This is a genomic window from Gloeocapsopsis crepidinum LEGE 06123 (assembly GCF_015207655.1).
GTDB classification, from domain to species: domain Bacteria; phylum Cyanobacteriota; class Cyanobacteriia; order Cyanobacteriales; family Chroococcidiopsidaceae; genus Gloeocapsopsis; species Gloeocapsopsis crepidinum.
The window spans coordinates 1-23,869 of sequence record NZ_JADEWN010000018.1 but is presented as its reverse complement, the minus strand read 5'-3'; the positions used below and the strand labels follow the sequence as shown (position 1 = coordinate 23,869).

24 protein-coding genes and 1 tRNA gene are annotated in these 23,869 nt (G+C 40.5%); 16 read left to right on the top strand and 9 right to left on the bottom strand.

The window, feature by feature from the left end; translation table 11 throughout:
• Window positions 1–15: 15 nt before the first annotated feature.
• The 13 genes from IQ230_RS09230 (at window position 16) to IQ230_RS09170 (ending at window position 11,533) form a co-directional block, all read left to right on the top strand.
• Complete coding sequence (locus tag IQ230_RS09230; protein ID WP_193931721.1) at window positions 16–870, top strand: sulfotransferase family protein; 855 nt, start codon at window positions 16–18, stop codon at window positions 868–870.
• Between the two features lie 68 nt (window positions 871–938).
• Window positions 939–1,012, top strand: a tRNA-Asp gene (locus tag IQ230_RS09225).
• A 137-nt stretch (window positions 1,013–1,149) separates the two neighbouring features.
• Window positions 1,150–2,598, top strand: coding sequence for a glutamate--tRNA ligase (gltX, locus tag IQ230_RS09220; RefSeq protein WP_193931720.1), 1,449 nt, complete (start codon window positions 1,150–1,152; stop codon window positions 2,596–2,598).
• 168 nt (window positions 2,599–2,766) lie between these two features.
• A complete protein-coding gene (locus IQ230_RS09215) occupies window positions 2,767–3,189 on the top strand; it encodes a hypothetical protein (RefSeq protein ID WP_228054708.1) in 423 nt (140 codons plus the stop codon).
• 80 nt (window positions 3,190–3,269) lie between these two features.
• Complete coding sequence (locus IQ230_RS09210; RefSeq protein WP_193931718.1) at window positions 3,270–4,094, top strand: GNAT family N-acetyltransferase; 825 nt, start codon at window positions 3,270–3,272, stop codon at window positions 4,092–4,094.
• Window positions 4,095–4,541: 447 nt separating this feature from the next.
• Window positions 4,542–5,150: a hypothetical protein gene (locus tag IQ230_RS09205; RefSeq protein WP_193931717.1), complete on the top strand. Its 609-nt coding sequence runs from the start codon at window positions 4,542–4,544 to the stop codon at window positions 5,148–5,150.
• A 520-nt stretch (window positions 5,151–5,670) separates the two neighbouring features.
• Entirely contained in the window at window positions 5,671–6,678 is a 1,008-nt protein-coding gene (locus IQ230_RS09200; protein WP_193931772.1) for a PstS family phosphate ABC transporter substrate-binding protein, read from the top strand.
• Window positions 6,679–6,825: 147 nt separating this feature from the next.
• Complete coding sequence (gene pstC, locus IQ230_RS09195) at window positions 6,826–7,749, top strand: phosphate ABC transporter permease subunit PstC (protein ID WP_193931716.1); 924 nt, start codon at window positions 6,826–6,828, stop codon at window positions 7,747–7,749.
• A 2-nt stretch (window positions 7,750–7,751) separates the two neighbouring features.
• Complete coding sequence (gene pstA / locus IQ230_RS09190; RefSeq protein WP_193931715.1) at window positions 7,752–8,672, top strand: phosphate ABC transporter permease PstA; 921 nt, start codon at window positions 7,752–7,754, stop codon at window positions 8,670–8,672.
• On the top strand, window positions 8,666–9,445 hold the full coding sequence (pstB, locus tag IQ230_RS09185; RefSeq protein WP_193931714.1) for a phosphate ABC transporter ATP-binding protein PstB: 780 nt from the start codon (window positions 8,666–8,668) through the stop codon (window positions 9,443–9,445). Before pstA ends, pstB begins: the two co-directional genes overlap by 7 nt.
• A gap of 185 nt (window positions 9,446–9,630) precedes the next feature.
• Window positions 9,631–10,371, top strand: a complete 741-nt coding sequence (locus IQ230_RS09180) for a hypothetical protein (protein WP_193931713.1) — start codon at window positions 9,631–9,633, stop codon at window positions 10,369–10,371.
• A gap of 128 nt (window positions 10,372–10,499) precedes the next feature.
• Complete coding sequence (locus tag IQ230_RS09175) at window positions 10,500–11,108, top strand: hypothetical protein (protein ID WP_193931712.1); 609 nt, start codon at window positions 10,500–10,502, stop codon at window positions 11,106–11,108.
• Between the two features lie 5 nt (window positions 11,109–11,113).
• Window positions 11,114–11,533 (top strand): hypothetical protein, encoded by a 420-nt coding sequence (locus tag IQ230_RS09170; protein WP_193931711.1) that lies wholly within the window; start codon window positions 11,114–11,116, stop codon window positions 11,531–11,533.
• A gap of 17 nt (window positions 11,534–11,550) precedes the next feature.
• On the opposite strand, the gene IQ230_RS09165 is transcribed toward IQ230_RS09170, so the two are convergent.
• The 4 genes from IQ230_RS09165 to IQ230_RS26500 form a co-directional block, all read right to left on the bottom strand.
• Complete coding sequence (locus tag IQ230_RS09165) at window positions 11,551–11,952, bottom strand: ExbD/TolR family protein (RefSeq protein ID WP_193931710.1); 402 nt, start codon at window positions 11,950–11,952, stop codon at window positions 11,551–11,553.
• Window positions 11,953–11,956: 4 nt separating this feature from the next.
• Entirely contained in the window at window positions 11,957–12,304 is a 348-nt protein-coding gene (locus IQ230_RS09160; protein ID WP_407646634.1) for an ExbD/TolR family protein, read from the bottom strand.
• 110 nt (window positions 12,305–12,414) lie between these two features.
• Complete coding sequence (locus IQ230_RS26505) at window positions 12,415–12,861, bottom strand: MotA/TolQ/ExbB proton channel family protein (protein WP_322742356.1); 447 nt, start codon at window positions 12,859–12,861, stop codon at window positions 12,415–12,417.
• Window positions 12,812–13,078 (bottom strand): hypothetical protein, encoded by a 267-nt coding sequence (locus tag IQ230_RS26500; RefSeq protein ID WP_228054707.1) that lies wholly within the window; start codon window positions 13,076–13,078, stop codon window positions 12,812–12,814. Before IQ230_RS26500 ends, IQ230_RS26505 begins: the two co-directional genes overlap by 50 nt.
• Window positions 13,079–13,194: 116 nt before the next feature.
• On the opposite strand from IQ230_RS26500, the gene IQ230_RS09150 reads away from it, so the two are divergent.
• On the top strand, window positions 13,195–13,827 hold the full coding sequence (locus IQ230_RS09150) for a LysE family translocator (protein ID WP_193931708.1): 633 nt from the start codon (window positions 13,195–13,197) through the stop codon (window positions 13,825–13,827).
• Window positions 13,828–13,914: 87 nt separating this feature from the next.
• Window positions 13,915–15,423, top strand: a complete 1,509-nt coding sequence (locus tag IQ230_RS09145) for a UbiD family decarboxylase (protein ID WP_193931707.1) — start codon at window positions 13,915–13,917, stop codon at window positions 15,421–15,423.
• A 176-nt stretch (window positions 15,424–15,599) separates the two neighbouring features.
• On the opposite strand, the gene IQ230_RS09140 is transcribed toward IQ230_RS09145, so the two are convergent.
• The 5 genes from IQ230_RS09140 to IQ230_RS09120 all read right to left on the bottom strand — a co-directional run bounded on the left by IQ230_RS09140 (window position 15,600) and on the right by IQ230_RS09120 (window position 22,874).
• A complete protein-coding gene (locus IQ230_RS09140; RefSeq protein WP_193931706.1) occupies window positions 15,600–16,016 on the bottom strand; it encodes a type II toxin-antitoxin system VapC family toxin in 417 nt (138 codons plus the stop codon).
• On the bottom strand, window positions 16,013–16,273 hold the full coding sequence (locus IQ230_RS09135) for a ribbon-helix-helix domain-containing protein (RefSeq protein ID WP_193931705.1): 261 nt from the start codon (window positions 16,271–16,273) through the stop codon (window positions 16,013–16,015). The genes IQ230_RS09140 and IQ230_RS09135 overlap by 4 nt, the downstream gene beginning before the upstream one ends.
• Window positions 16,274–16,362: 89 nt before the next feature.
• Window positions 16,363–19,272, bottom strand: a complete 2,910-nt coding sequence (locus IQ230_RS09130) for a two-partner secretion domain-containing protein (protein ID WP_193931704.1) — start codon at window positions 19,270–19,272, stop codon at window positions 16,363–16,365.
• Window positions 19,273–19,951: 679 nt separating this feature from the next.
• Window positions 19,952–21,499, bottom strand: a complete 1,548-nt coding sequence (gene gntK, locus IQ230_RS09125) for a gluconokinase (RefSeq protein ID WP_193931703.1) — start codon at window positions 21,497–21,499, stop codon at window positions 19,952–19,954.
• 28 nt (window positions 21,500–21,527) lie between these two features.
• The gene (locus IQ230_RS09120; RefSeq protein WP_193931702.1) at window positions 21,528–22,874 is read right to left on the bottom strand and encodes a GntT/GntP/DsdX family permease; all 1,347 of its coding nucleotides are present in this window, start codon (window positions 22,872–22,874) and stop codon (window positions 21,528–21,530) included.
• A 467-nt stretch (window positions 22,875–23,341) separates the two neighbouring features.
• Between IQ230_RS09120 and IQ230_RS09115 the strand changes: the two genes are divergently transcribed.
• On the top strand, window positions 23,342–23,656 hold the full coding sequence (locus IQ230_RS09115; RefSeq protein ID WP_193931701.1) for a hypothetical protein: 315 nt from the start codon (window positions 23,342–23,344) through the stop codon (window positions 23,654–23,656).
• Window positions 23,657–23,869 lie beyond the last annotated feature (213 nt).

Sequence of the window (23,869 nt, the reverse complement as noted above, 5' to 3'; positions counted from 1 at the left end):
GGAAGTTAATTGAATATGTCGAAACCACGCCCCAATCTATTTGTTATCGGTGCAATGAAAGCAGGAACCTCGTCACTGCACAACTATTTAAATAATCATCCTCAAATTTTTATGTGTAGTCCCAAAGAGCCGATGTTTTTCTCTAATCACTCTAATTGGGAGAAGGGGGAACAAGAATATCTCAAGCTTTTTGAGAATGCTGGGGACGCTTTGCTAGTGGGAGAATCGAGTACAAACTATTCAAAAGCTCCATACTACAGTGGTGTACCAGAACTCATAGCACAATTTAATCCTGATGCTCGTTTTATTTACATTATGCGAGATCCAATAGAACGTACAATCAGCCATTACTGGTTTCATGTATCCTATTTCAAGGAAAGACGTGATATTGTGACGGCAATTCAGCAACAGCCTCACTATTTGGAAGTTAGTGATTATGCGATGCAACTCAAGCTATATTTTGATGCTTTCGGTAAAGAACGAGTCGCGACTCTCACCCTTGAAGATTTAAAGAAAGACGCTACCAAAGAAATGCAAAAGTTGTTTGCGTGGTTGGGAGTTGATTCATCCTTTGTTCCCCAAAACCTTGAAGAACGGAAGAATGTCACACCTCGTAAAGTCTTGTGGCAAGAAAAATCTCTTGCTGGTAGTTTGCGTAACTCTAAGTATTGGCAAGCGGTAAAGCCTATAGTACCTAAATCAATGCGTACATGGGCAAAGAGTTGGTCAAATACTTATGTTGATCGCGAAGTAGTAGATTTAGAGCCAGTCAAAGCGTTTCTTAGACCAATTCAAGTTAAACAAGTTGAGACGTTGAGTGAGTTGTTAGGTCGTCAGTTTCCTGAATGGAAGACATTATACGCAAGTTGACCTCATGAGAAATTGTTTACATTGACAACTCAGGAAAAGTATGCGAAGATAGAAATCTGTAAAAAATTGGGACTGTAGTTCAATTGGTTAGAGCACCGCCCTGTCACGGCGGAAGTTGCGGGTTCGAGCCCCGTCAGTCCCGTTCTCATCGTAAGTACTCAAAGTAGGCGAGACATAGGTTAACATAATTAACCTGTGCCAATTGGTTATTGGAAATACACGATAGTAGAAGCTTCAAGCTTCTCTCACTAAACTTTACATCTAAAATTTAGAGTTAACATGACTGTTAGAGTGCGCATTGCCCCTAGTCCTACAGGAAATCTACATATTGGAACCGCAAGAACTGCGGTATTTAACTGGTTATTTGCCCGTCATCATAGTGGTAAGTTCATTCTACGAATCGAAGATACTGATACTGAGCGATCGCGTGAAGAGTATACGCAAAATATCCTTGATGGTTTAACGTGGTTGGGGCTGAATTGGGATGAAGGACCAATCTTTCAGTCACGCCGTTTGGATGTGTATCGCCAAAGAGTGCAAGATTTACTTGATAAAGGACTAGCTTACTACTGCTACTGTTCTGAAGAAGAATTAGACGCGATGCGCGAAGCCCAAAAAGCACGAAACGAAGCACCGCGTTATGATAACCGCCATCGTAATTTAACAGCCGAACAACAAGCTGCATTTGCTGCTGAAGGTCGCCGTCCGGTAATCCGTTTCAAGATTGAAGACGATCGCGAAATTGTCTGGAATGACATGGTACGCGGACATATGAGTTGGCGCGGTGGTGACTTGGGTGGTGATATGGTTATTGCCCGTGCGGCAGAAAATAAAGGAATTGGTCAACCATTGTACAACTTTGCTGTCGTGGTTGATGACATAGATATGCAAATAACCCACGTAATTCGCGGGGAAGATCATATTGCCAATACTGCCAAGCAAATTTTACTATATGAAGCTTTTGGGGCAACTGTCCCAGAATTTGCCCATACACCTTTAATCTTAAATATGGAAGGGCGCAAGCTTTCCAAACGCGATGGCGTCACCTCAATTTTTGACTTCAAAGAAATGGGCTTTGTCGCCGAGGCAATGGTAAATTATATGACCTTGCTAGGTTGGTCACCACCTGATTCAACGCAGGAATTCTTTACCTTAGAAGAAGCAGCACAGCAATTCAGTTTTGATCGTGTTAATAAAGCTGGGGCAAAATTTGACTGGGCAAAGTTAGATTGGATTAATAGTCAATATCTACACTCTATGCCTGTGGAGAAACTGACAGATTTGTTGATACCATACTGGCAAGCTGCAGGATATGAATTTGATGCTGTAGGCGATCGCATTTGGCTAGAAAAGATCGCTCATATCATTGGTCCTAGTTTGACTCGCCTCAAAGATGCAGTAGAGATGAGTTGGCTATTTTTTACTCAGCCATTAACATATAGCGAAGATGCAACGCATCAGTTACAGCAAGAAGGTTCACAAGCAGTTCTTGAAGGTGTTTTGTCTGCACTCAACAATGGTACTGAGCTAACTGAAGCAAGTAGCCAGGATATCATTAAACACGTAATAAAAGAGAAAAACGTCAAGAAAGGCTTGGTAATGCGATCGCTACGTGCAGCATTAACAGGAGATATGCAAGGTCCTGATTTAATTCAATCTTGGCTAATTTTACATCAAAGGCAGTTTGATAAAGCGCGATTAGAAATTGCGATCGCAACTGCTAACTAAGACAAAGTCCGCTGCGGCGGGCTTTTTTTTGGAACTATCTTTGTTATCTATGAGTCGAATTAAAGAGCAACATTCTGCTATTCTATCCCCGACCTTGATAACTATAGAATGCACCATAAAGTGCTAAATCAAAGCTTAATTTTAGCCATTTCCGCCACTATTGCTGGAATGATAACATTACAAGTTCAAGCACAGCCAGCACCACCTTTATTTGAAAACGTGACAATTGATCGCAATTTTTCCTCACCGTTGACGCTAAGGGGAATTAGTGGTGGTTCAGTACCAGCACAAAAAGTTGCTGGAAGAACGGAAACTGTCAATGGACTCTGTGTAGGATTTGTTGATACGGAACCTGACCATACTCTGGTACTCAAAGATTTTTTTGAATATCTCCGACTTCAAATACAAAGTCCTCAAGATACTACTATCATTGTTCGCGGTCCTGGTGGTACTTGGTGCAATGATGATGCTGAGGGTAAAGATCCTGGTATTGGTGGTGAGTGGCTAGCTGGTAGCTATGATGTCTGGGTAGGGTCATTTGATAGGGATAGCTATTATCCTTATATTTTGAGAATTAGCAAGAAGCGTTAGTCTAGATTGTAGTTTTTTGAAAATGAACCACAGAGGACACAAAGGAATAAGAGTTTCAAAGAGTTTTTGCGTAAGTCCTGATGAAAATAGTTTGCTTACACGATAAAAATGAAATAGAGGCGCTGCTACGTCAAAATACTTTTCTCCATCTTTATAGTATTGGAGATTTAGACAATTTTTTCTGGCAACACACAACTTGGTACGGCTTGCAGGAAGATACGCTTAAACAGGTGGTTTTGGTATACAAAGGTTGCGATTTACCTGTACTCTTGGGCTTGACAGTAGAACCAAATTTAATGGCACATCTACTGCGGTCAATCATACATCTTCTCCCAAGACAATTTTATGCTCATCTTAATGAAAACTTAGCTCAAGTATTTGCGGAAGATTACCAAATACAATCCCACGGTTTGCACAAAAAGATGGCTTTAACTAATAGTCAGTTTTTAGCTAATTTTGATACATCTGAAGTGATTCAACTTACAGTAGAAAATGTAGATGGGATAGCAGAATTGTATCGCGTAAGCTATCCAGAAAACTGGTTTAACTCGCAGATGCTAGAAACTGGGTATTACTATGGTATTCGATGCAGAAACAACCTTGTTAGTATTGCTGGAGTACACATATATTCCTCTCAATACAAAGTTGCAGCATTAGGCAACGTTACAACGCATCCACAATTTCGCGGACAAGGGTTAAGTAAAAAAGTTGTAGCCAGGTTGTGTCAAGAACTTTTAAAGACAGTAAATTATATAAGTTTAAATGTCAAAGCAGACAATAAGATTGCGATCGCGTGCTATGAAAAACTCGGCTTTAGTGACATAGCAACTTATGAAGAGTGTTTACTAACTTTGTGCCGACTACCAACAATTGCTTTTGTTAGTCGTAGCAATCAAAAAGTTTAATTGCCAAAAATGCTACAATTAATTGCAAGAGAACAGAGTTTGTATAACGGTAAATTTGTTTATACTTGCATTCATACAATAAAAGATTGAATAAACAAATATTCTGTCTATAATGAGATTTTTACACTTTTTTAAAATCAACATTTTTTAACACTTAAATATGCAAAATAGATAATGCAATGCCGCAGTAAGTTACAGAGACATGACTGTAAATATATTGCAACTTACGAAGAATGCTTGCTGTTTTTTGAGATATGTCAAAGTTACTTAACAAATAAAACAGTAGCAATTTTTACTGAATATATTTATTGGTCGTCATAGAGAATAATGCGCTAACAGATTCAACAACCTAATTCTGCATGCGTTTTCTATGGACGTAGACCTTTCCAGGACTTAATAAGTCCTAATTCGAGCTGGAAATAAATAGAAATACTTAGGAGAGAAACCATGAAAACAGCAATTGTTGCTGGAACCATTGTAGCTGCCCTCAGCTTTAGCTTGCCAGCAGTGGCTGCTACCACAACTAAGTACCAGTTTAAAGGGCAAAATGCTTTTGCCTCATTTTACCAGTATGACGAGTGCAATTCAACATCCGCCTACGTTACTGCTTTTACTAGCAGGGTTAAAGATGGTCCAGGCGCGCCAACTGCACAGATGGGAGCCGACTTCTACTACTATAACTATGATTACTGCAATGGAACGTATTCAGAAGGATACGGCTCTAGTCCAGACGCTAACTTCACAATTGACAATCAGCTTAGCTCAGCCTCTTTAAATGGGACATTTATAGTTTACGACTACTGGTCAGGGACTAGTAAAACTGCCTCAGTAGCACTGACATGGACGGGCGTAGGCTCTACGTCTAACGACAAGTACAGTTATACATATCAAACACCAAGATACATGACACGCTATCGTTCTAATGGTTCTTTTAGAGAGGCACAAGCTGCAGGTAGTGTTACGATAGACGGCATAAACCTGATTGAAAATTTATCTAGCTATGGTAGTCTAGGCTCGTCTAGAAGCGGAAGTTTTGAGCGTATCACTAGAAGATAAAGCACTAACTTAATAGAGTATTTACTTTGCGAGTTGAATCGTCATTGGTGTGTAGTTTTAAACAATCCAATAACAGAATAATTATCATTAATTAGTTATCGGATAACCGCATTGACAACTACTTTAACTACATATTAACTCTCATGTTGAACTGCAGTACGTTACTCAAATGACGACAACTCGTTTTTTCGTAATATGATATTAAAAATGTGTTTAGCTTCAAGTCATTGAAAACGCGATCTGCATTGGTTTAATCTCTTCTTTTTGTCATCCAGAAATGCATTAAAGTTACCTAGTGGAAGTCATTGCTTTTGCTAATCGTAGTGATAAGAAAAAATTAATTAACAAAAATAGTACAATTAACCGGAAGTTAATTTCTTCCTAATCCTTCATTATAACCGCTTAACCATAGACCAGTATTCTGTCTTTAGTGAGATTTCTGCACACTTTGAGAAACAATAGACAGAATAATATGCTGGGTAACAAAGTAAGTCTTAAACTCGATCGCTTGAAAACAAATATGATGAGTCGAAAGGCGATCGCATCTCTACTAGTAGCAGGTGCAACAATTGGTTTATCAGTACCTGCAGTTCGTTCTCAAAATCCAACAACAATCCGAGTTGATGGTTCTAGTACAGTTTTTCCTATCACTGAAGCTGTAGCCGAGGATTTTCAAAAGCAAAACGGTGGTAGAACGCGAGTCACAGTTGGTATTTCTGGTACTGGCGGTGGATTTAAAAAGTTCTGTCGTGGTGAAACCGAAATTTCTAATGCTTCTCGACCAATTAAAGCTGAAGAAATGGAAGCTTGTAAAAGTGCTGGTGTTCAGTATATAGAAATGCCCGTAGCTTACGACGCTTTAACAGTTGTTGTAAATCCCAGAAATAACTGGGTAAACAGCATGACTGTAGCCGAGTTGAAGAAAATTTGGGAACCAGCTGCACAAGGTAAGATAGCAAATTGGAGTCAAGTACGCCAAGGATTTCCTAACTCTCCCATGAAACTTTATGGTCCTGGTGCAGATTCGGGAACTTTTGAATACTTTACCGAAGCAGTCGTTGGTGATGCAAAGTCTAGCCGTACAGACTTCACAGCTAGCGAGGATGACAATGTTCTTGTACAAGGAGTTAGTCGCGATCGCGGTGCTTTAGGTTACTTCGGCTATGCCTATTACGAAGCTAACAAGAATCGTTTAAAAGCCGTAGCAATTGATAATGGTAATGGTAAAGCTGTGCTACCTTCTAGAGAAGCAGTAGAAAACGGTACTTACCAACCTTTATCTCGACCTTTATTTATTTACGTTAATGCTAAAGCTGCAAGTAGAGATGATGTAAAGCAATTCATTAACTACTACATCAGCAATGCACCTAAATTAGTCAGTGAAGTTGGTTATGTAGCATTGCCAGCGCGCGCTTATACTTTAGCAAGTAGCCATTTTCAACAAAACAAAGTAGGAACCGTGTTCGGTGGTAAAGAAGCCGTTGGACTCCGCATTGAAGAATTACTACAACGCGAAGCAAGTCTGTAAGTCATTTTTATATATAACTCGCGATTAGTAATTAGCTCAAGAATAATTGCTAATCGCTCAATCATAAAATTTTTCTTCAGTCCACGCAGGTGGACTTGGTTTTTAAGCCGCGAATTTATTCGCCAGGCGTATGAGATTCAACTAATTATGGTAGAAAGGCAAATCCAACTTACTACAAAACCTTTATCACCAAAGCTGCGGAAAGTACGAGAAAAAGCGATTGAGATTTTACTATTTCTAGCTGCTTGTTCGTCCGTAGCCACAACTATTGCAATTATTGGAATTTTGGTATATGAATCAATAACTTTTTTTAGAGAAGTTTCTTTAGTAAACTTTCTGACAGATACACAATGGTCGCCTTTATTTGATGATGCGCACTACGGAATTTTACCACTACTTTCAGGTACGTTAGTAACGACTGCTGTTGCATTATCAGTAGCAGTACCGCTAGGAACGATTGCAGCAATTTATTTAAGCGAGTTTGCACCTTTTCGACTACGTGAATTTATTAAACCTTGCTTGGAATTATTAGCTGGTATTCCTACAGTAGTGTATGGTTATTTCGCGCTTTTATTTGTGACACCATTATTACAAACATTTTTATGGGATCTTCCTGGATTTAATATGTTAAGTGCTGGCATTGTTATGGGAGTTATGATTATTCCCTACGTCAGTTCTGTTAGTGAGGATGCAATGCGATCTGTACCCTTACACCTACGCGAAGGATCTTATGCAATGGGTGCAACGCGCTTACAAACAGCTTTAAAAGTTATCTTTCCCTCAGCCATTTCGGGTATTACAGCAGCTTATATTTTAGGAATTTCGCGGGCAGTTGGTGAAACAATGATTGTAGCGATCGCTGCTGGTTTACAACCTACTCTTACTTGGAATCCGATGAATGAAGCTGCAACAATTACGGCTTATATTGTTTCAGTTAGTTTAGGAGATTTACCGCACGGTAGTTTAGAGTACCAAACAATCTTTGCTGCGGGACTTACGCTGGTATTGATGACCTTAGTATTCAATATTTTTGGATATTTTTTAAGTAGGCGCTATCGCGAAAAATACTAACCATGCAGCAAGATCTACAGCAAGTCAAAAAAATTATTATCCGCAATAAACTTTGGCAGGCAATTTTTGCTGTAGTTGGATTGTTGTCTGTCTTAGTCGGAATTATAACGCTTATAACCTTAGTTTTAGACTTATTTATCGACGGCTTACCTCGTTTATCTTGGCAATTTTTAACATCATTCCCTAGCCGTAAGCCTGAAGAAGCAGGAATTTTAGCAGCTTGGGTAGGAACAGTTTTGGTAATGATTGTCACAGCGATCGCAGCAATACCTGTGGGAATTGCTTCAGGAATTTATTTAGAAGAATATGCTGGGAAGAATTGGTTAACAGGATTAATTGAAATAAACGTTACCAACCTAGCAGGTGTTCCTTCTATCATTTACGGGCTTTTAGCATTAGGTTTATTTGTTTATCAACTCAATTTAGGTGAAAGTGTTCTCACTGCAGGATTAACATTAGCATTACTCGTTTTACCAATTGTTATTGTCACAACACGCGAAGCATTACGCGCAGTTCCTAACAGTATCCGTGAAGCAGCTTATGCAATGGGGGCAAGTAAATGGCAAGCCATTTGGGATCATGTATTACCCTACTCAATTGGTAGTATTCTGACAGGTGTCATTATTGGTTTATCTCGCGCTGTTGGTGAAACTGCACCTTTAATTACAATTGGTGCGCTAACTTTTATTGCATTCTTACCCGATCCACCTATTAAAGCTGAATTTCCTTACATTTCCTTCAGTTGGTTACAAGCACCTTTTACAGTGATGCCTATTCAAATGTTTAATTGGGTATCGCGTCCTGAACCAGATTTTCAATTTAATGCTGCTGCTGCTGGTGTTGTATTAATTTGCATGACATTAGGAATGAATGCTTTAGCAATTTATCTCCGTTATCGTATCCGTAAACAAATCAAATGGTAGAAACAACATCCATCAAAACAAAGGCTAAAGTTCACAACCTAAACTTTTACTATGGCACAGTACAGGCGTTGAAAAACATTAACTTACTTGTAACAGAAAATAAAGTTACAGCCTTAATTGGACCTTCAGGGTGTGGTAAAACTACCCTACTACGCTGTTTTAATCGGATGCACGATCTTTATTCTGGTAATCGCTACGAAGGAGAGATTTTGCTCGATTCTGAACAGATAAATATTTTAAGTCGTCGTATTGATCCGATTGAAGTAAGAATGCGGATTAGCATGGTATTTCAAAAACCTAATCCTTTCCCAAAATCAATTTACGAAAATGTAGCCTATGGATTGCGCGTGCGGGGTGAATCTCGACGCAGTATTATTGATGAAAAAGTAGAACAAGCTTTATATAATGCTGCACTTTGGGATGAAGTGAAAGATCGTTTATACGATTTAGCATTTAATCTTTCTGGCGGACAACAACAAAGATTATGTATTGCGCGTGCATTAGCAACAAATCCTGAAATTATTCTTTTTGACGAACCAACATCTGCACTCGATCCAATTTCTACAAGTAGTATTGAATCATTAATTACTCGATTAAAAGAACAAGTAACAATTTTAATCGTGACGCATAATATGCAGCAAGCTGCACGAATTTCTGAATACACAGCGTTTATGTATATTGGTGAAATCATTGAGTTTGAGCAAACAAAGCATATGTTTACGCATCCTGCCAAGAAACAAACAGAAGATTATATTCGTGGAAGATTTGGATAAAAAAGTGGTTAGTAATTAGTGTTGAGTGATTAGAAAATAATCAAATCGAGGTAGATAACAACATTAAAAAAATTGTTATGAATCAGTCTAGTCTATTAAAAAAACTACCTCCTATATTACAAATTTTATATCGACCCATGTTATTTCTTTCTTTGGGTCTACATAGCATATTTTTAATGATACCAATGCCACAATCAACAAAACCACAAGTTGAACAAAAGCCACAAAATGAGGAATTAGAAATTACCCAGTTACTCGCACCACCAAAAAAACCTTCTCCTCAACCATCCTTACAAACTACACCTTTGCAACGTCAGCAAGTTTCACAACCAACTCCTAGAATTACACCACAGCAGAAAGTACAACCAATAATATCGCAACCGAAACCAACTCCCAATATTTCGCCAACGCCTCAAATTACACCAAGTCCCATACCTACAACCCTCGCATCGCCAATGCCGTTACCCTCACCCTCGCTGGAAGGATCGCCAACTCCAGAAGTAACGCCTGAACCTACAATAGAAGCATCTCCCAACGTTTCAGATGACAACGTTGCCGAATTTCAAAATCTTTTTGGGGAAGTTTCGGGAGAAGTTGCAGAAGACCTGGGAGTAGATCCAAGCTATTTTGCACAACCTGAATTATTCTTTATACCTGAAAGCTTAGCGACAGATGAACCACAACAAAAACAAGCAATTGCGCGTATTAAATGGATTTCGCTGAAAACACCTGAACAAGTCTTTACTGAAATTGAACCACAACTAGAAAGTAGTGGAATGGAAATCTCTGTTCAAGGTGAATATGGTGGTGGAAATGTTTATAAAATACAAAAAGGTAACTTTGTTACATATTTGAACTTAGTTCCTACAGCAACGAGTATTGGCACAATGATTATTGTATGGAACAGCGATCCTCTTCAAATTTGAGCAAGATGAGTACCATACAGGGTTTGACTCTGCTTCATAAAAATTTCATCAAATCTTCTATGTTGCTTTAATCGTAGAGCTTTGCACTATGTCAGCATTATAGATATTTGGAGCTAGGTACATAAGTCGTGGCTACATCTGAACAAACACCTCCTCGCTTTCGTTCAGCAACTGAGTTTCCTAAAACTATAGGACAACTAAATCGTTCAGAGCTAGAAGAAGTCTATGGTGAAATGAGAGACTGTCTGATTTTTACAAATCGGAGTCGAGCACAGCTATTGCGGCGGAATGAAGAACACAAACAATCCGCAATAAAACTGAAAACAGATGTAGAACGATTACAACTATTAATTAATCAACTTAATCAGGAAAAACAACAATTAGCACAAAGCCAACAACTGATTGTTACTGGCTTAGAGCAAGAAATTAGTTCAATATCCAAGCACTTAGATAATTTATCTGAGGTTTATAATACAGTTGCAGATATTGAGGACATGGCGCAAACTCAGTGGAGTTTTTTAAGTCTACCTCAGCGCTTTTTTCAACTATTAAAAGCCGTTAAATCGATCGTCTTATCTTGGCGTGAAGAGCATTACGAAGATACAACAAATATTTCACTTAAAGGCACTTCTCAACCTACAATTTTAGATAGCACTGATTTAGATAACGCCCGTAGAGAACAACCACAAATGTACGACGATCCTGCATCGGTAGGACGTTCTCTTTTAGATAAATAAATATTATGGGTAAAAAACGCATAACGCAACTACTGGAGCAACTTAAGACTAATCAACAAGCAGACTTACAAAATGCTGCTGCTATTTACACTGTAGCTCAGGTAGCTGTAAATGAATTACGCAAGGAAGCAACATCAGAAAATTTATCTACATTAGCATTAAATCCAGTACAACCATCAATTGATAAAGCAGAATTAATACGTCGATACGGTTCATACAGCAACTGTCGTCGGATAGCTAAACAAAACGGTCTTAAGTTTAGTCGCAATCCTAGTTGGCAACAATTAGCTACAGGTTTTAGTTATTTAGAAAATTTACAGCAAGTAGTTAGAAATCACCTTGATAAACACCCAGATCCTCTTCTAGAAGGAATTACTATAGAATTTAAATTAGGTTCAGCAGCAGGTCAAAACAAATCAAATTAATTTGTTTTACCACCTTTTTAATCAATAGCTAAAGAGATGCGATCGCCTCCCAAATCACGCATTTCTCCTAATAGTTGCATAACCGATTCATAAGGTAATTCACTACTAGGTTGAAGTAAAACAGAACCTTGAGGATTTTGCTGGAGATAAACTTGCATTTGTTGTAATAGTTGCTGTTTGCTAACTTGTTGTTGATCGATTAAAATTTGCTGCTCATTTAATTCTACTAGTAACGATTCAGATGCGTTTTGCTGTGGTACAGCATTATTTTGTACAGGTAACTGAATATCAACACCTTGTTCATTTGTTAAAGTCATAGAGATAAGAACAAAAAATGCCAAAGTTGCCATCATCACATTCAACATTGGCGTTAAATCAATTGTGGGTATGACACTATGCTGCTGACGCTTAAATCGCATGATGTTAATTACTTTTTTCAATAGCTAAAGAAATGCGATCGCCTCCCACATCACGCATCTTTTTTAATACTTGTAAAACTTGTTTATACGACAATCTTTTATCAGCTTTAAGTATTACTAGTGCTTTAGGATTTTGTTTTAAATAAGATTGTATTTCTTTTTCCAGTGATGTTAAAGTAATATGCTGATTTTCAATTATAATTTCTCCACGTTGGTTTAAACCTACAATAAAAGGTTCAAGCGAAGAACTTTGTTCGCGTACATCATTATCGACTATTGGTAAACTTACATTGGCAATTCTTCTACCTGATAATGTCATTGAAGTGATGATGAAAAACGTGAGAACAGACATTAACACATCCATCATCGGTATTAAATTAACTTCTGGTATTTGTGAATTTCGATTTCTTTGCTGATTTCTAAACAAAATAAATTACCATTTTTTATTAGTTACCAATTACCCTAAAGACTATTTTGTCCAATTGAATTTAACGTTGGTTCATACCAAGTTTGGCGATAGATGAGTTCTAATTCACTCCCCACATCTGAAAAGTAATCAATTTGTCGAGATTGTAAGGTTACAAAAGTTCGGAAAAAAATCAACGCAATGATTGCCACAATCATCCCTGCAGCCGTAGTAATAAGCGCTTCACCAATACCTGCAGCTGCGCGAGTTGCTTCTGCTGTTGTCCCACCGCCACCAATATTTAAGTTATTAAAAGTACCTATTAAACCTGTAACTGTCCCTAGTAATCCTAATAAAGGAGCAAGTGCTACAACAGTTTCTAGTAATTTATCTCCTTTACGCATTTGAGTAAATTCTTTATCTCCCGCAGCTTCCATCGCCAAACGAAAAGTTTCAGGAGTAGGCTGAGTTAACTTTAAAGGCGCAAATAAAAAACGACCAATTGGTAAAGCATTGAGCTTTCTGAGCTATATTTGCAGCTTTCGCTAAATCAAGTCGTGCTGCAGCTAACACATCATGAACAATTCGATCCTCTTTACTTAGTAATTGAAACCAAAACCAAGCGCGTTCAAAAGCACAAGCAAACGTCACAATAGAAAGCCCTAATAAGGGGAACATCACAGGATCACCTGCAATAAAGGTGTCGTATATTCTAGCCATGTTTGTTTTCTCTGGCTGCTGAAATCAAGGTGTATGCAAATACCTGTTCTACTTAAATACACCGTTAAAGTTAAGGGAGCATTATCAAATAAACAAAAGAAAATTCCTCAGAACTCATGCTTGATTCCAGTTTTGCAATATTCATCGGTACTGCCATCGTTTTGATTGTGAAGCCTGGTTCTGGAATGCTATATGTAACTGCACGTACTTTAAGACAAGGACTCGTTGGTGCAATCTTTGCAATTGGATTGAGTGTAGGAATTCTTGTTCATGTTTTAACTGCAGTTGCTGGACTGTCTGCACTTTTGATGACATCAACAGTAGCGTACAACATCGTTAAATATGCAGGTGCAGGGTATCTAATTTACCTTGGAATTCGGACACTTCTGGAACGCGATCGCAAACCTACCATCACGATTCCACAAACAACCACGACAAATGCCTTCTCTCAAGGATTACTTACAAATATTTTCAACCCCGAATTAGCGCTATTCTTCCTCTCGTTTTTACCTCAATTCGTCGATCCTACCCAAGGTAATGCAACACTACAGACGATCGCATTAGGAATACTCTTCGTCATCCTCTCAATTCTCTGGCTTACCGTTGTCGTGCTAATCCTCAGTAAAACCGGAACTTGGCTACAAACATGGTTCCATAATAGTTCCGGTATAGTCAAACTTCAAAAATGGTTAACAGGCTCAATCTTAATCTTTATTGGATTCCGCCTCGCCCTATCTGAACAAGAATAACTCTCCTCTGTACCTCTGTGATTCGTCTCCCACCCTCTCCACAACAACTGTGATAATGAAAATAGCTTCACATTTCTACAAAAAAACATGGCACGAGACTTACGCGGATTCATCAAACTCCTAGAAGAACGCGGACAACTGCGACGCATCACAGCCAAAGTCGATCCAGACTTAGAAATCGCCGAAATCTCCAATCGCATGTTACAGCAAGGAGGACCTGGCTTACTCTTTGAAAACGTCAAAGGTGCAGCATATCCCGTCGCAGTCAATCTCATGGGAACCGTAGAACGCATCTGTTGGGCGATGAATATGGAAACCCCACAAGAACTAGAAACCCTGGGGAAAAAACTGGGTATGCTACAACAACCCAAACCACCTAAGAAAATTGGACAAGCTGTAGAATTTGGTAAATTATTATTTGATGTTGTCAAAGCTAAACCAGGGCGCGATTTTTTCCCTGCGTGTCAGCAAGTTGTCTTTCAAGGCGATGACTTAGATTTAAATACACTACCTTTAATTCGTCCTTATCCAGGGGATGCAGGTAAGATTATCACGCTAGGGCTTGTGATTACCAAAGATTGTGAAACAGGGACTCCTAATGTTGGAGTTTATCGCCTGCAACTGCAATCAAAAAATACCATGACAGTCCACTGGTTATCAGTACGCGGTGGGGCAAGACATTTACGCAAAGCAGCCGAATGTGGGAAAAAATTAGAAATCGCGATCGCCCTTGGTGTCGATCCTTTGATCATTATGGCAGCAGCGACACCCATTCCTGTCGATTTATCTGAATGGCTATTTGCAGGGCTTTACGGCGGTTCAGGAGTACAACTTGCAAAATGCAAAACTGTTGATTTAGAAGTGCCAGCGGCTTCAGAATTCGTCTTAGAAGGCACAATTACACCAGGGGAAGTATTACCCGATGGACCGTTTGGCGATCATATGGGTTACTACGGCGGTGTGGAAGATTCACCACTCATTCGTTTCCACTGCATGACACACCGCGCTTCTCCCGTTTATTTAACAACATTTAGCGGTCGTCCGCCCAAAGAAGAAGCAATGATGGCGATCGCACTCAACCGTATATACACTCCAATTCTGCGTCAACAAGTCTCCGAAATTGTTGATTTCTTTTTACCAATGGAAGCCTTGAGTTACAAAGCGGCAATTATTTCTATTGATAAGGCATATCCTGGACAAGCAAGACGCGCAGCATTAGCTTTTTGGAGTGCGTTACCGCAATTTACTTATACTAAGTTTGTGATTGTCGTCGATAAGGATATTAATATCCGAGATCCGCGCCAAGTTGTCTGGGCAATTAGTTCTAAAGTTGACCCAACTAGAGATGTGTTTATTTTACCTAATACGCCGTTTGATTCCTTAGACTTTGCCAGTGAAAAAATTGGCTTAGGCGGACGCATGGGAATTGATGCAACGACAAAAATTCCTCCAGAAACCGAACACGAGTGGGGTGAAGTATTAGAGTCTGATCCTGATGTTGCCGCGATGGTAGAAAGACGTTGGGTGGAATATGGTTTAGACGATCTTTCTTTAAAAGAAGTTGACCCGAATTTATTTGGTTATGATGTGCGATAGAAAAAGCTGAGCGGTTTCAACCGCAGCTACACGGACGAAACCTATCTTCATAGGTTTCTACAACCATTATTTCTTCATTAATTCACGCACCATCTGTACAGCGTTTGTTAAGCTGCGACTTTAATAACTAAGTACTAAAGGTGATAGACGCTCCAAGAGTGTATTTATCACTCTGACTAGAATGCCCGCTCAAATGGCTGCTTGCGATAGCGGCGGTAAACATCAAAATCACTATCCAAGGTGGCGATCGCTGCAATGTCTAAGCGTTCTGAAATAGCAATTAAGGATAAATCTGCAAAATCCCCTGGCAAGTCTGAATATTGAGCATTGAGTTGAGCAATGCGTGAAAAATCTTGAGGTAACATATGTTCGCACTCATAAAGTCCTGTGGCAATATCTAGAAGAAATTCGTTTTGTGTATGCCAATTAGAGCTAAGCAACCACATCACCTCTGTGCAAATGGGTTGTGTTGTTACCAGCTTCGACGTGCAGTTTTCATAAAAACATCGTATAAACTGATGATATTTGTCCTGGGCGCTGTAGTATGCGATCAAAACTCCACTATCTACCAAGATGATTGGATGGTAGGTCATGAATGATGGCGTTGCTTGATATATTCAGCGATCGCTGCCTTGCGGTTATGACGTTCTGATAAATCTGGAGGAGCATCTTGTAACAGATGCTGTGGGTGTCCGCCGCGTCTTTCTACAAGAGTTCTTCCTGCTTGCAAAGTAAGCCAGCGATCGCGGATCAGACGCTTAATTAATTCGCTACGATTAGTATCTTTCTCGCGAGCTAAGATATCGCCTAGCTGCTGTTCTGTTTCCTCGTCTAGCCTTACAGTAAGCATTTTTGATATACCTGTATTACTTGCAATACAAGTATATCATTCTTGACTGCTACCCTGTGTTGCTAAGGTTGCTGGAAGTTGCACAAGAATTAGGAACACTCGCGACTTAAAACAAGCTGACCATTTGGCAGTCGATACGCACCTTGCGGTTCTACAATAGGGTCGCCGATTTGCCAAGGACAATTAGCATCAGTAGCGCGATCGCTTGCTACAGATCGCACAGTACCTGTTGGATAGGATGAAACCGAAGCATCTCCTGGGCGCGTTGGTAAGCCACCACTGCCTGTGATGATGAAGTTACCTTGTTGGCGATCGCTACTACGAGCAATGCAACTATTAGCAACTAACGTACCAGTGTCAATTACATTTTCTGGTAATTCTGTCAAGCTGTTTTGGACGAAAGTGGTGTCTGGTGTGGTTATGTTACCAGAAGCGATCGCGCCACTGGCATTGACATCCACTCGGTCATTGCGATCGAGAATAGCATAATCCGTCCCTGAAGCACCTGGGCGATAGCCAAAGCCAAAGAAAACAGGCGTATTCAGAATAATGTTACCTCCTTGACCTTTAGCAGCAAATGCCAAAATATCACTATTATCAAACGCAATGATTGAGTCCGCAGTTATGTTAATATTACCCCCCCTTCCTGCACTGCTAGTGAGGTCTGTTCTAATGTCACTATCATTGCGCAAACGGATATCACTTGCAGCGATCGTAATGTCACCACCCCCAGCTTGAGTAGCTCTAGTAGAAATTTCGCCATTGTTAGCTTGCAAAATATCGCGCACCTCGATAGTGATCGTGCCTGCATTGCCCTCTCCCTCGCTGAGACTACTCACAGACGCGCCATCTTGGACAAAAAGCTGCCCAGTAGTAATCTTTAGCACTCCTCCCTGACCTGTGGAAGCCTCAGAGGCATTGGCAAATACTCCACTGGCGGGGCCAGCTTCACTAACTCGATTTTCGCCGAATTGGGCACGCCGCTCAAAATAGTCAGGATCGCTGCCGGAAAGGGTGATGGTGTCAGTCACATTCAGGCTGATATCACCTGCATTGCCACCGCTGCGGCTAGTAGTGCGAACTTGTCCGCCGCCAGTGGCTTCAAAGGTATTGGCGTTAATAGTAATGTTACGTCCATCACTGGAGTTCCGAGTTCCACTAGTAACAGCTCCGGCGTCAGCTATACGAAAGGCACCCGCGTTAACTGTAATATCTCCTGCTTGACCCATTGCCCCTTGCTCAGTTAGTGCTATTAATCCACTAGGAAAACCGCTGGATCCAACCCCAGAGATATTGACAGAATCTGTTGCATTAACTACGATGTTACCCCCTTGCCCCTGTCCACCACGGACATTATCCTCTGCACGGAAAACTGCAGTAGCCACTTGAGAACCATCTGTTAAGCTGAGCATTTGCGTCTGCAGTTCAATCTCGCCGCCACTACCCACTCCTCGCGAGCCTACAAGGGAGGAGATATTGCTGGAATTTGAGAGAGATATAGAGTCATCAGCCTGAACAAATATGTTTCCGGCGTTTCCTTGTCCAAAAGTGCTGGCATCTAGTTCAGCCCCGTTGGTTAAGAACAGCGCTCCTGCCTTGATGTTGATATTGCCTGCGCTTCCCTCAGCCCCCGAACCTATTGAACTGAGAATTGCGCTGGAATTCTCCTCACTATCTACCCCAGTAAGGTTGACGGTACTGCTCGCATCAATGCTAATGTTACCCGCATTTCCTTTTCCACCAGGGCGAGTTTCGTTTGCTCCACGAGTAAGGGTTTGCACTTGAGCGCCATCTTGCAAAGAAAGGGAGTCTCCTGTGATAGTAATGCTGCCCCCTTCGCCTACAGCTCCACGTTCTACATTACTGAAGATATTTGCATCAACCAGAGTGATAGCACCATCTGCCCCAATGGTGACACTACCCCCATTCCCCTGCCCAAAGGTGCTGGCATCTAGTTCAGCCCCGTTGGTCACAGAAAGGTTTGCTGTAGTGATGTCGATATTACCGGCATTTCCTATTGCCTCAGCCGAATCCACTGTGTTGAAGACATCGCTAGCTGCGACTGTTATTGTGCCTGTAGCATTGAGCGTAATATCTCCCGCCTGAGAGCCAATTGTCCCTAAACCTGACCGTATCCCAGCATCAAGGTAACTTTCCCCTGAAATATTTAAGTTCTCAGCATTAACTACAACACTACCGCCACCCCCAGCAGTTACATCAACTCCAGCTCCATTGGTCAGTGACATATCCGCTCGTTGCACTTGGGATGGGTAACTCAAACTCATGGTGTTGCCATCAACACTCAATCCTACCGTTCCTGCTGCTACCCCTCCCAACTCGACTCGACCGCCAGGAGCAAATAACTTTCCACCTGCCAACTTTACATCTCCGCCTAGCAGTAACAAGCTTTTACCCACAGGAACCTGTAGACCTGCTACTGCTTGATTGGTAATAGGTTGGGCAGCAATTTGATTGAATAAGAAAGCCGAAGGATTGACACTCAGTAATGAATTATTAGCTGCCACGGGGGAATTTTGTGAAAACTCTACACCCCCAGGAAACTGAATCGCATTTGCTGTCGTTGCCACAAATGAACCACCAAGGTCTAACTGTGCATTTGGTCCAAATAAAATTCCGTTGGAATTCATCAAAAATAGATTTGCACTTCCCTGCGCACGAATGAGTCCTTGAATATCTGAAGGATTACTACCTGTGACTCGCGCCAAAATATTGGTAATTGTAGGCGCATTGATAAAGTGTGCGGTTCCACCGCCAGGAATACTGAAATTACTGAAACTATGAAATAGATTTTTATCTCCAACGGTTGTGCCATTCGTGATTTCAAAGGTATCGCCATTGACTGTAACTGTAGTTCCTAGTGAAGGATCGGCGGTAACTTGAGCTAGGGTGCGATCGCCTCCTCCTGCCACTACCCCAACGCAAGCAACCCAACCTCCTAACTTCAACTGCCAACGCCAATCACACCAGCTTCTATTCATCACAGAATTGTTTCTTGACAAATTTAGTTTTTATAGCGAACAAGGATTAAACTAATAATTAATGAATAAAATTTAATCAATCCATTACGTCAAACACTACAACAAAGTCAGGAAGAACAATAGCAATTAATTAATTTTTTAAGGTTTTTATTAAGTCTACCAATCGCTTTATCTTTCACAAAAAGAATTGATTTACATTCTCTCGATATATCAAGTTGATTTATTTTTTTATAGTATCAAGGCATTCTCATGAATAGCTGGCTGAATGTAGCTTGCTGTGGTGTTATCTCGCCCGAAGACGAACTCGCTGTAGTCAGCAATATTATCAAGTCCTAGCACGTTCAGAAGGATCTCTACAACGAGCCAAATTACTGTTTTAACTATTAAGTTCTTCCATAAAATATTCATCACTTTCTATTTGATGGAAATGAATTCAAACTTTTTGTTCAATTCCAAATATAGAAAGATAATTTTGGGAATACACTTGCTATATGTGTAGTCTTAATGACTTAATTACGCTATCGTTATTGCCGAAAACTACAAATATGAAGCCCTCCGACTCCCTTCGGGGCTACCCAGGCAAAGTGTACCTTTGTATACTGAAATAAGACTTTTACCAGAGAGTCCACGGAGGTGGACTTTGTTTATTTAGCTGCGAATTCATTCGTTCGCATTCATCCTAAGTCCTTTTAATTGCTTGGCTTTGATAATCTGCGATCGCACTAAACTCATTTTCTAAGTTTTGATACAAGCGCTCGTATAGTGGAAACAAATCGTGGTAAGTACTGACTAAATGTGAATCGGGTTTATGACGATAGGTAATGCGAATTAATTTTTGCGCCTCAGTTAAATCTGCGATCGCACCTACACTATACATTGCCAACACCGCCGCACCAAATCCACTACCTTCATAAACTTCTGGCATTAATACCTCAATACCAAACAAATCTGCCATCAGCTGTCGCCAAGGAGTTGAACGCGCAAAACCACCGGAAGCGCGAATTTCTTTGATATCTCCAGTAAGTTCTTGCAAAGCAACATTCACGCTGTAAACATTAAACAAAATGCCTTCCATAATCGCACGGATAAAATGCGATCGCCCATGATGTAGCCCAACACCGAAAAATAAACCCCGTGTTTTGGCATTCCAATAGGGTGCGCGTTCTCCTGATAAATAAGGTAAACAAAGCAAACCTTCAGCCCCAGGAGAAACTTCCATTGCAGCTTCAATCATCAAATCGTAAGGATCTACCCCCAATTGTTTTGCTGTTTCAACTTCTGGCGCACAAAAGTTGTCGCGAAACCAACGTAAAACAATACCACCATTATTTGTTGGTCCACCGATGACCCAATGTTTTTCAGTTAAAGCGTAACAAAACGTTCTTTCTTTCTCATCCGTCAGCGGAGTGTCAACCACTGTACGCACTGCGCCACTTGTGCCAATCGTAATAGCAACTTCACCTTTAGCGATCGCCCCGACTCCCAAGTTTGCTAAAACTCCGTCATTCGCGCCAATTACAACAGGGGTATCCGGTGCAATTCCCATAACTTCTGCATGACGTGTCTTCATTCCACGCAAAACATGAGTGGGAGAAACCAAATCACTCAACTTTTCAGAACGTATTCCTGCAAGTTCCAGTGCTTCTTCATCCCAATCAAGCTGTTTTAAATTCAGTAACCCTGTTGCTGAAGCGATCGAATAATCGATGATGTAGCGTTCAAATAACTGATAGAAAACATACTCTTTAATTGAGATAAACTTAGCAGCTTTCTCAAAAACATCTGGATTCGTTTCGCGCATCCACATCAGTTTGGTGACAACGGAAACTGGATGAATCGGGCTTCCAGTACGCAAGTAAAGATCGTGTTTAATATTTTGTTGCTTCAGTTGTTCTGTCTGATGAATACTACGATTATCTGCCCAAATAATAGCATTCGTTAAAGGATAGTTTTTGGCATCAACAGCAATTAAACTGTGTGTTGCTGCACTAAACCCTAATGCTGCGATCGCTGATTTGGATATTTCCGCAGCATCTACTGCATCGCGCACCGCTGCAATGACTGCAGAAAAAATTGCTTCAGGATCTTGTTCTGCCCAGGTGGGTTTGGGGACAATAATTTTGTATCCCTGATTACCCATACCTTTAATTGCACCAGAAGTCGAAAAAACAATTGCTTTTGTACTCGTAGTACCAAGATCAACACCGATAAAGTAATTTTGACTCATAGATTTAGTGGTTAGTGACTAGAGGTGGTTACACAAAAAAGCTAATCAAGAACACGACTAAAAATCCTACTAAACCAATGATCGTTTCCATCACTGTCCAAGAACGCAGTGTATTTTTCTCAGATAAACCGAGATAACGGCTGACTAACCAAAAACCTGAATCATTAACGTGGGAAAGTACCGTCGCACCGGATGCGATCGCAATAGTAATCAACCCCGCCATTGGTGCAGAATAATTGCCCGCCTCAATTGCAGGTGCCATAATTCCTGCTGCTGTTACCATTGAGACTGTAGCTGAACCTTGGGAAACTCGTACAGCAGTGGCAATTAAGAAAGCTAATAATATAATTGGTAAGTTCGATGCAGCCATTACACCCGCTAGCGCATCACCAACGCCACTTGCGACTAAAACTCTACCAAAAACACCACCAGCACCCGTAACTAAAATAATCAGTCCGACTGGTTCGAGAGATTTTGTTGCAATTGTTTGAATTTCGTCTTGCGTGTAACCGCGTTGAGTTCCTAATAAGTAAAATGAGGCTAGTGCTGCAAGTAGCAACGCGGTGAAGGGATGTCCTAAAAAGCCTAGGAAATTACGTAGAAAATTACCTTCTGGTAGGAGAATTCCAGAAACTGTATTAAGCAGAATCAGCAGTAACGGAATACCAATAATAGCAACAATTGTGCCAAATGGTGGCGGATCTTTGACTTCTTCCTTATGTGGTGCGTCAATGATCATATACTCAGGTACTTTCACATGAATTTTGCCCCCAATATATTTACCAAAGAAGACACCTCCAATTACCATTGCCGGTAAACCAGCGATCGTACCAAACAAAATGACCCAACCAAGATCTGCATTAATTAAAGAGGCAACTGCAACAGGACCTGGAGTTGGTGGAATATAGCTGTGAGTAATTGCTAAGCCTGCGGTTAATGGAATCGCGTAATACAGCAGAGATTTCCCAGTGCGTTGCGCTAAGCTGTAGACAAGCGGAATCAGAATAATCAAACCAACATCAAAAAAAACAGGAATTGCGACTAGAAATCCTGTCAAACCTAATGCCCATTGGGCGCGATCTTGTCCAAACCTTCTTACTAAAGTATTTGCTAATTGTTCCGCACCGCCTGATACCCGCAGCATCTCGCCGAACATTGTACCTAAACCGACCACAATTGCGATAAATCCCAGGGTGTTCCCCATACCTTCTTGAATTGTGCTGGCAATCTCGTTTAAAGGTATCCCCGCAGCGATCGCAACGAATAAACTACTCAAAAGTAAAGCTACAAACGCTTGTAGCCTCAACCCCATTACAAGAAACAGTAGTAAGGCGATGCCGAGCATCGCAATCAAAATTAATATACCAGGCGACATAATTACAGCTTAAAAGCCCCTCCACTTTTCTTTTCATGCACAAAAAATATTGCAGTACAGCTAAATAGTGGGGTCAATTTTCTTCGTGAAAATGATTATTATTCACGAAGCATTGAGTACTCAAGCAGCCCAGGACAGGTTATCACTATCACAAACAACCGGAGAGAGATTGCTTTATGCCACCTGAGCAAAAGTTTAGTACCACTGGCTAGAAAGCCCGTTACGCTGTACTAAAACGCAGAATTACCCTGGTTATTAATTAATTTTACTTATAAATACTATTTTTAAAACTTTATTTATATCGGTCATCTATCTAGAGAGATTAATCTAAAGATAGAGTGTATTTTTATAGAGTCTTGCTAATTGATATTGATACTTGGGAATTTAGAACAATAAGATTGTATTAAACACTAGCTAGAACTTGAACATAATTAACAAGAACTATTCAAAATAATATTATTTAGCTTATGGCGAATAATACCGAGACAGATATCCGCGTTTCAGCTACCAAACAAATTTGGGGCTTCGCCACAGGGATGCTAGCAATTTGCATTCCATTAGCTCCTGCGACTAGAAGCGGTCCAATTTTACCGTTAGCAGTAGTGGCAAGTGCAGCTATTGGTACAGTTGCAGTATGGCAACGTCCCGATCAAGAAGCAAGCAGCAATGTGGCGAACAGGATCAAAAATTTAGAACAACGAGTTGCTGACTTAGAAACAATTTGTAGTTCGCAAGAAATTGAGTTACAGCGGAGAATTCGGCGGTTGGATACAGAAGATTGACAAATTGACAAGAAAAAACGATCGCCCCTACCAAAGCGATCGCTTGAGTTACTTTACAGTCTCACTTAACGTCAGTTCGGGATAAAAAAAGGAGGGGGCAAGTAAGCTGAAATTAAGTTAAACCATTCAGCGCCCCGTCCTATGTCTAGTTTAGAAGCATTGTTTTGTGAGGTCGATGATTTTTGCACATATTTTGAACCTCAGTGGCATAGG

Coding starts and splice junctions, on each gene's coding strand:
- IQ230_RS09230 (WP_193931721.1), top strand. CDS start 16: ATGTCGAAACCACGCCCCAATCTATTTGTTATCGGTGCAATGAAAGCA.
- gltX (WP_193931720.1), top strand. CDS start 1,150: ATGACTGTTAGAGTGCGCATTGCCCCTAGTCCTACAGGAAATCTACAT.
- IQ230_RS09215 (WP_228054708.1), top strand. CDS start 2,767: ATGATAACATTACAAGTTCAAGCACAGCCAGCACCACCTTTATTTGAA.
- IQ230_RS09210 (WP_193931718.1), top strand. CDS start 3,270: ATGAAAATAGTTTGCTTACACGATAAAAATGAAATAGAGGCGCTGCTA.
- IQ230_RS09205 (WP_193931717.1), top strand. CDS start 4,542: ATGAAAACAGCAATTGTTGCTGGAACCATTGTAGCTGCCCTCAGCTTT.
- IQ230_RS09200 (WP_193931772.1), top strand. CDS start 5,671: ATGATGAGTCGAAAGGCGATCGCATCTCTACTAGTAGCAGGTGCAACA.
- pstC (WP_193931716.1), top strand. CDS start 6,826: ATGGTAGAAAGGCAAATCCAACTTACTACAAAACCTTTATCACCAAAG.
- pstA (WP_193931715.1), top strand. CDS start 7,752: ATGCAGCAAGATCTACAGCAAGTCAAAAAAATTATTATCCGCAATAAA.
- pstB (WP_193931714.1), top strand. CDS start 8,666: ATGGTAGAAACAACATCCATCAAAACAAAGGCTAAAGTTCACAACCTA.
- IQ230_RS09180 (WP_193931713.1), top strand. CDS start 9,631: ATGCCACAATCAACAAAACCACAAGTTGAACAAAAGCCACAAAATGAG.
- IQ230_RS09170 (WP_193931711.1), top strand. CDS start 11,114: ATGGGTAAAAAACGCATAACGCAACTACTGGAGCAACTTAAGACTAAT.
- IQ230_RS09165 (WP_193931710.1), bottom strand. CDS start 11,952: ATGCGATTTAAGCGTCAGCAGCATAGTGTCATACCCACAATTGATTTA.
- IQ230_RS09160 (WP_407646634.1), bottom strand. CDS start 12,304: ATGTCTGTTCTCACGTTTTTCATCATCACTTCAATGACATTATCAGGT.
- IQ230_RS26500 (WP_228054707.1), bottom strand. CDS start 13,078: ATGGCTAGAATATACGACACCTTTATTGCAGGTGATCCTGTGATGTTC.
- IQ230_RS09150 (WP_193931708.1), top strand. CDS start 13,195: ATGCTTGATTCCAGTTTTGCAATATTCATCGGTACTGCCATCGTTTTG.
- IQ230_RS09145 (WP_193931707.1), top strand. CDS start 13,915: ATGGCACGAGACTTACGCGGATTCATCAAACTCCTAGAAGAACGCGGA.
- IQ230_RS09140 (WP_193931706.1), bottom strand. CDS start 16,016: ATGACCTACCATCCAATCATCTTGGTAGATAGTGGAGTTTTGATCGCA.
- IQ230_RS09135 (WP_193931705.1), bottom strand. CDS start 16,273: ATGCTTACTGTAAGGCTAGACGAGGAAACAGAACAGCAGCTAGGCGAT.
- IQ230_RS09130 (WP_193931704.1), bottom strand. CDS start 19,272: ATGAATAGAAGCTGGTGTGATTGGCGTTGGCAGTTGAAGTTAGGAGGT.
- gntK (WP_193931703.1), bottom strand. CDS start 21,499: ATGAGTCAAAATTACTTTATCGGTGTTGATCTTGGTACTACGAGTACA.
- IQ230_RS09120 (WP_193931702.1), bottom strand. CDS start 22,874: ATGTCGCCTGGTATATTAATTTTGATTGCGATGCTCGGCATCGCCTTA.
- IQ230_RS09115 (WP_193931701.1), top strand. CDS start 23,342: ATGGCGAATAATACCGAGACAGATATCCGCGTTTCAGCTACCAAACAA.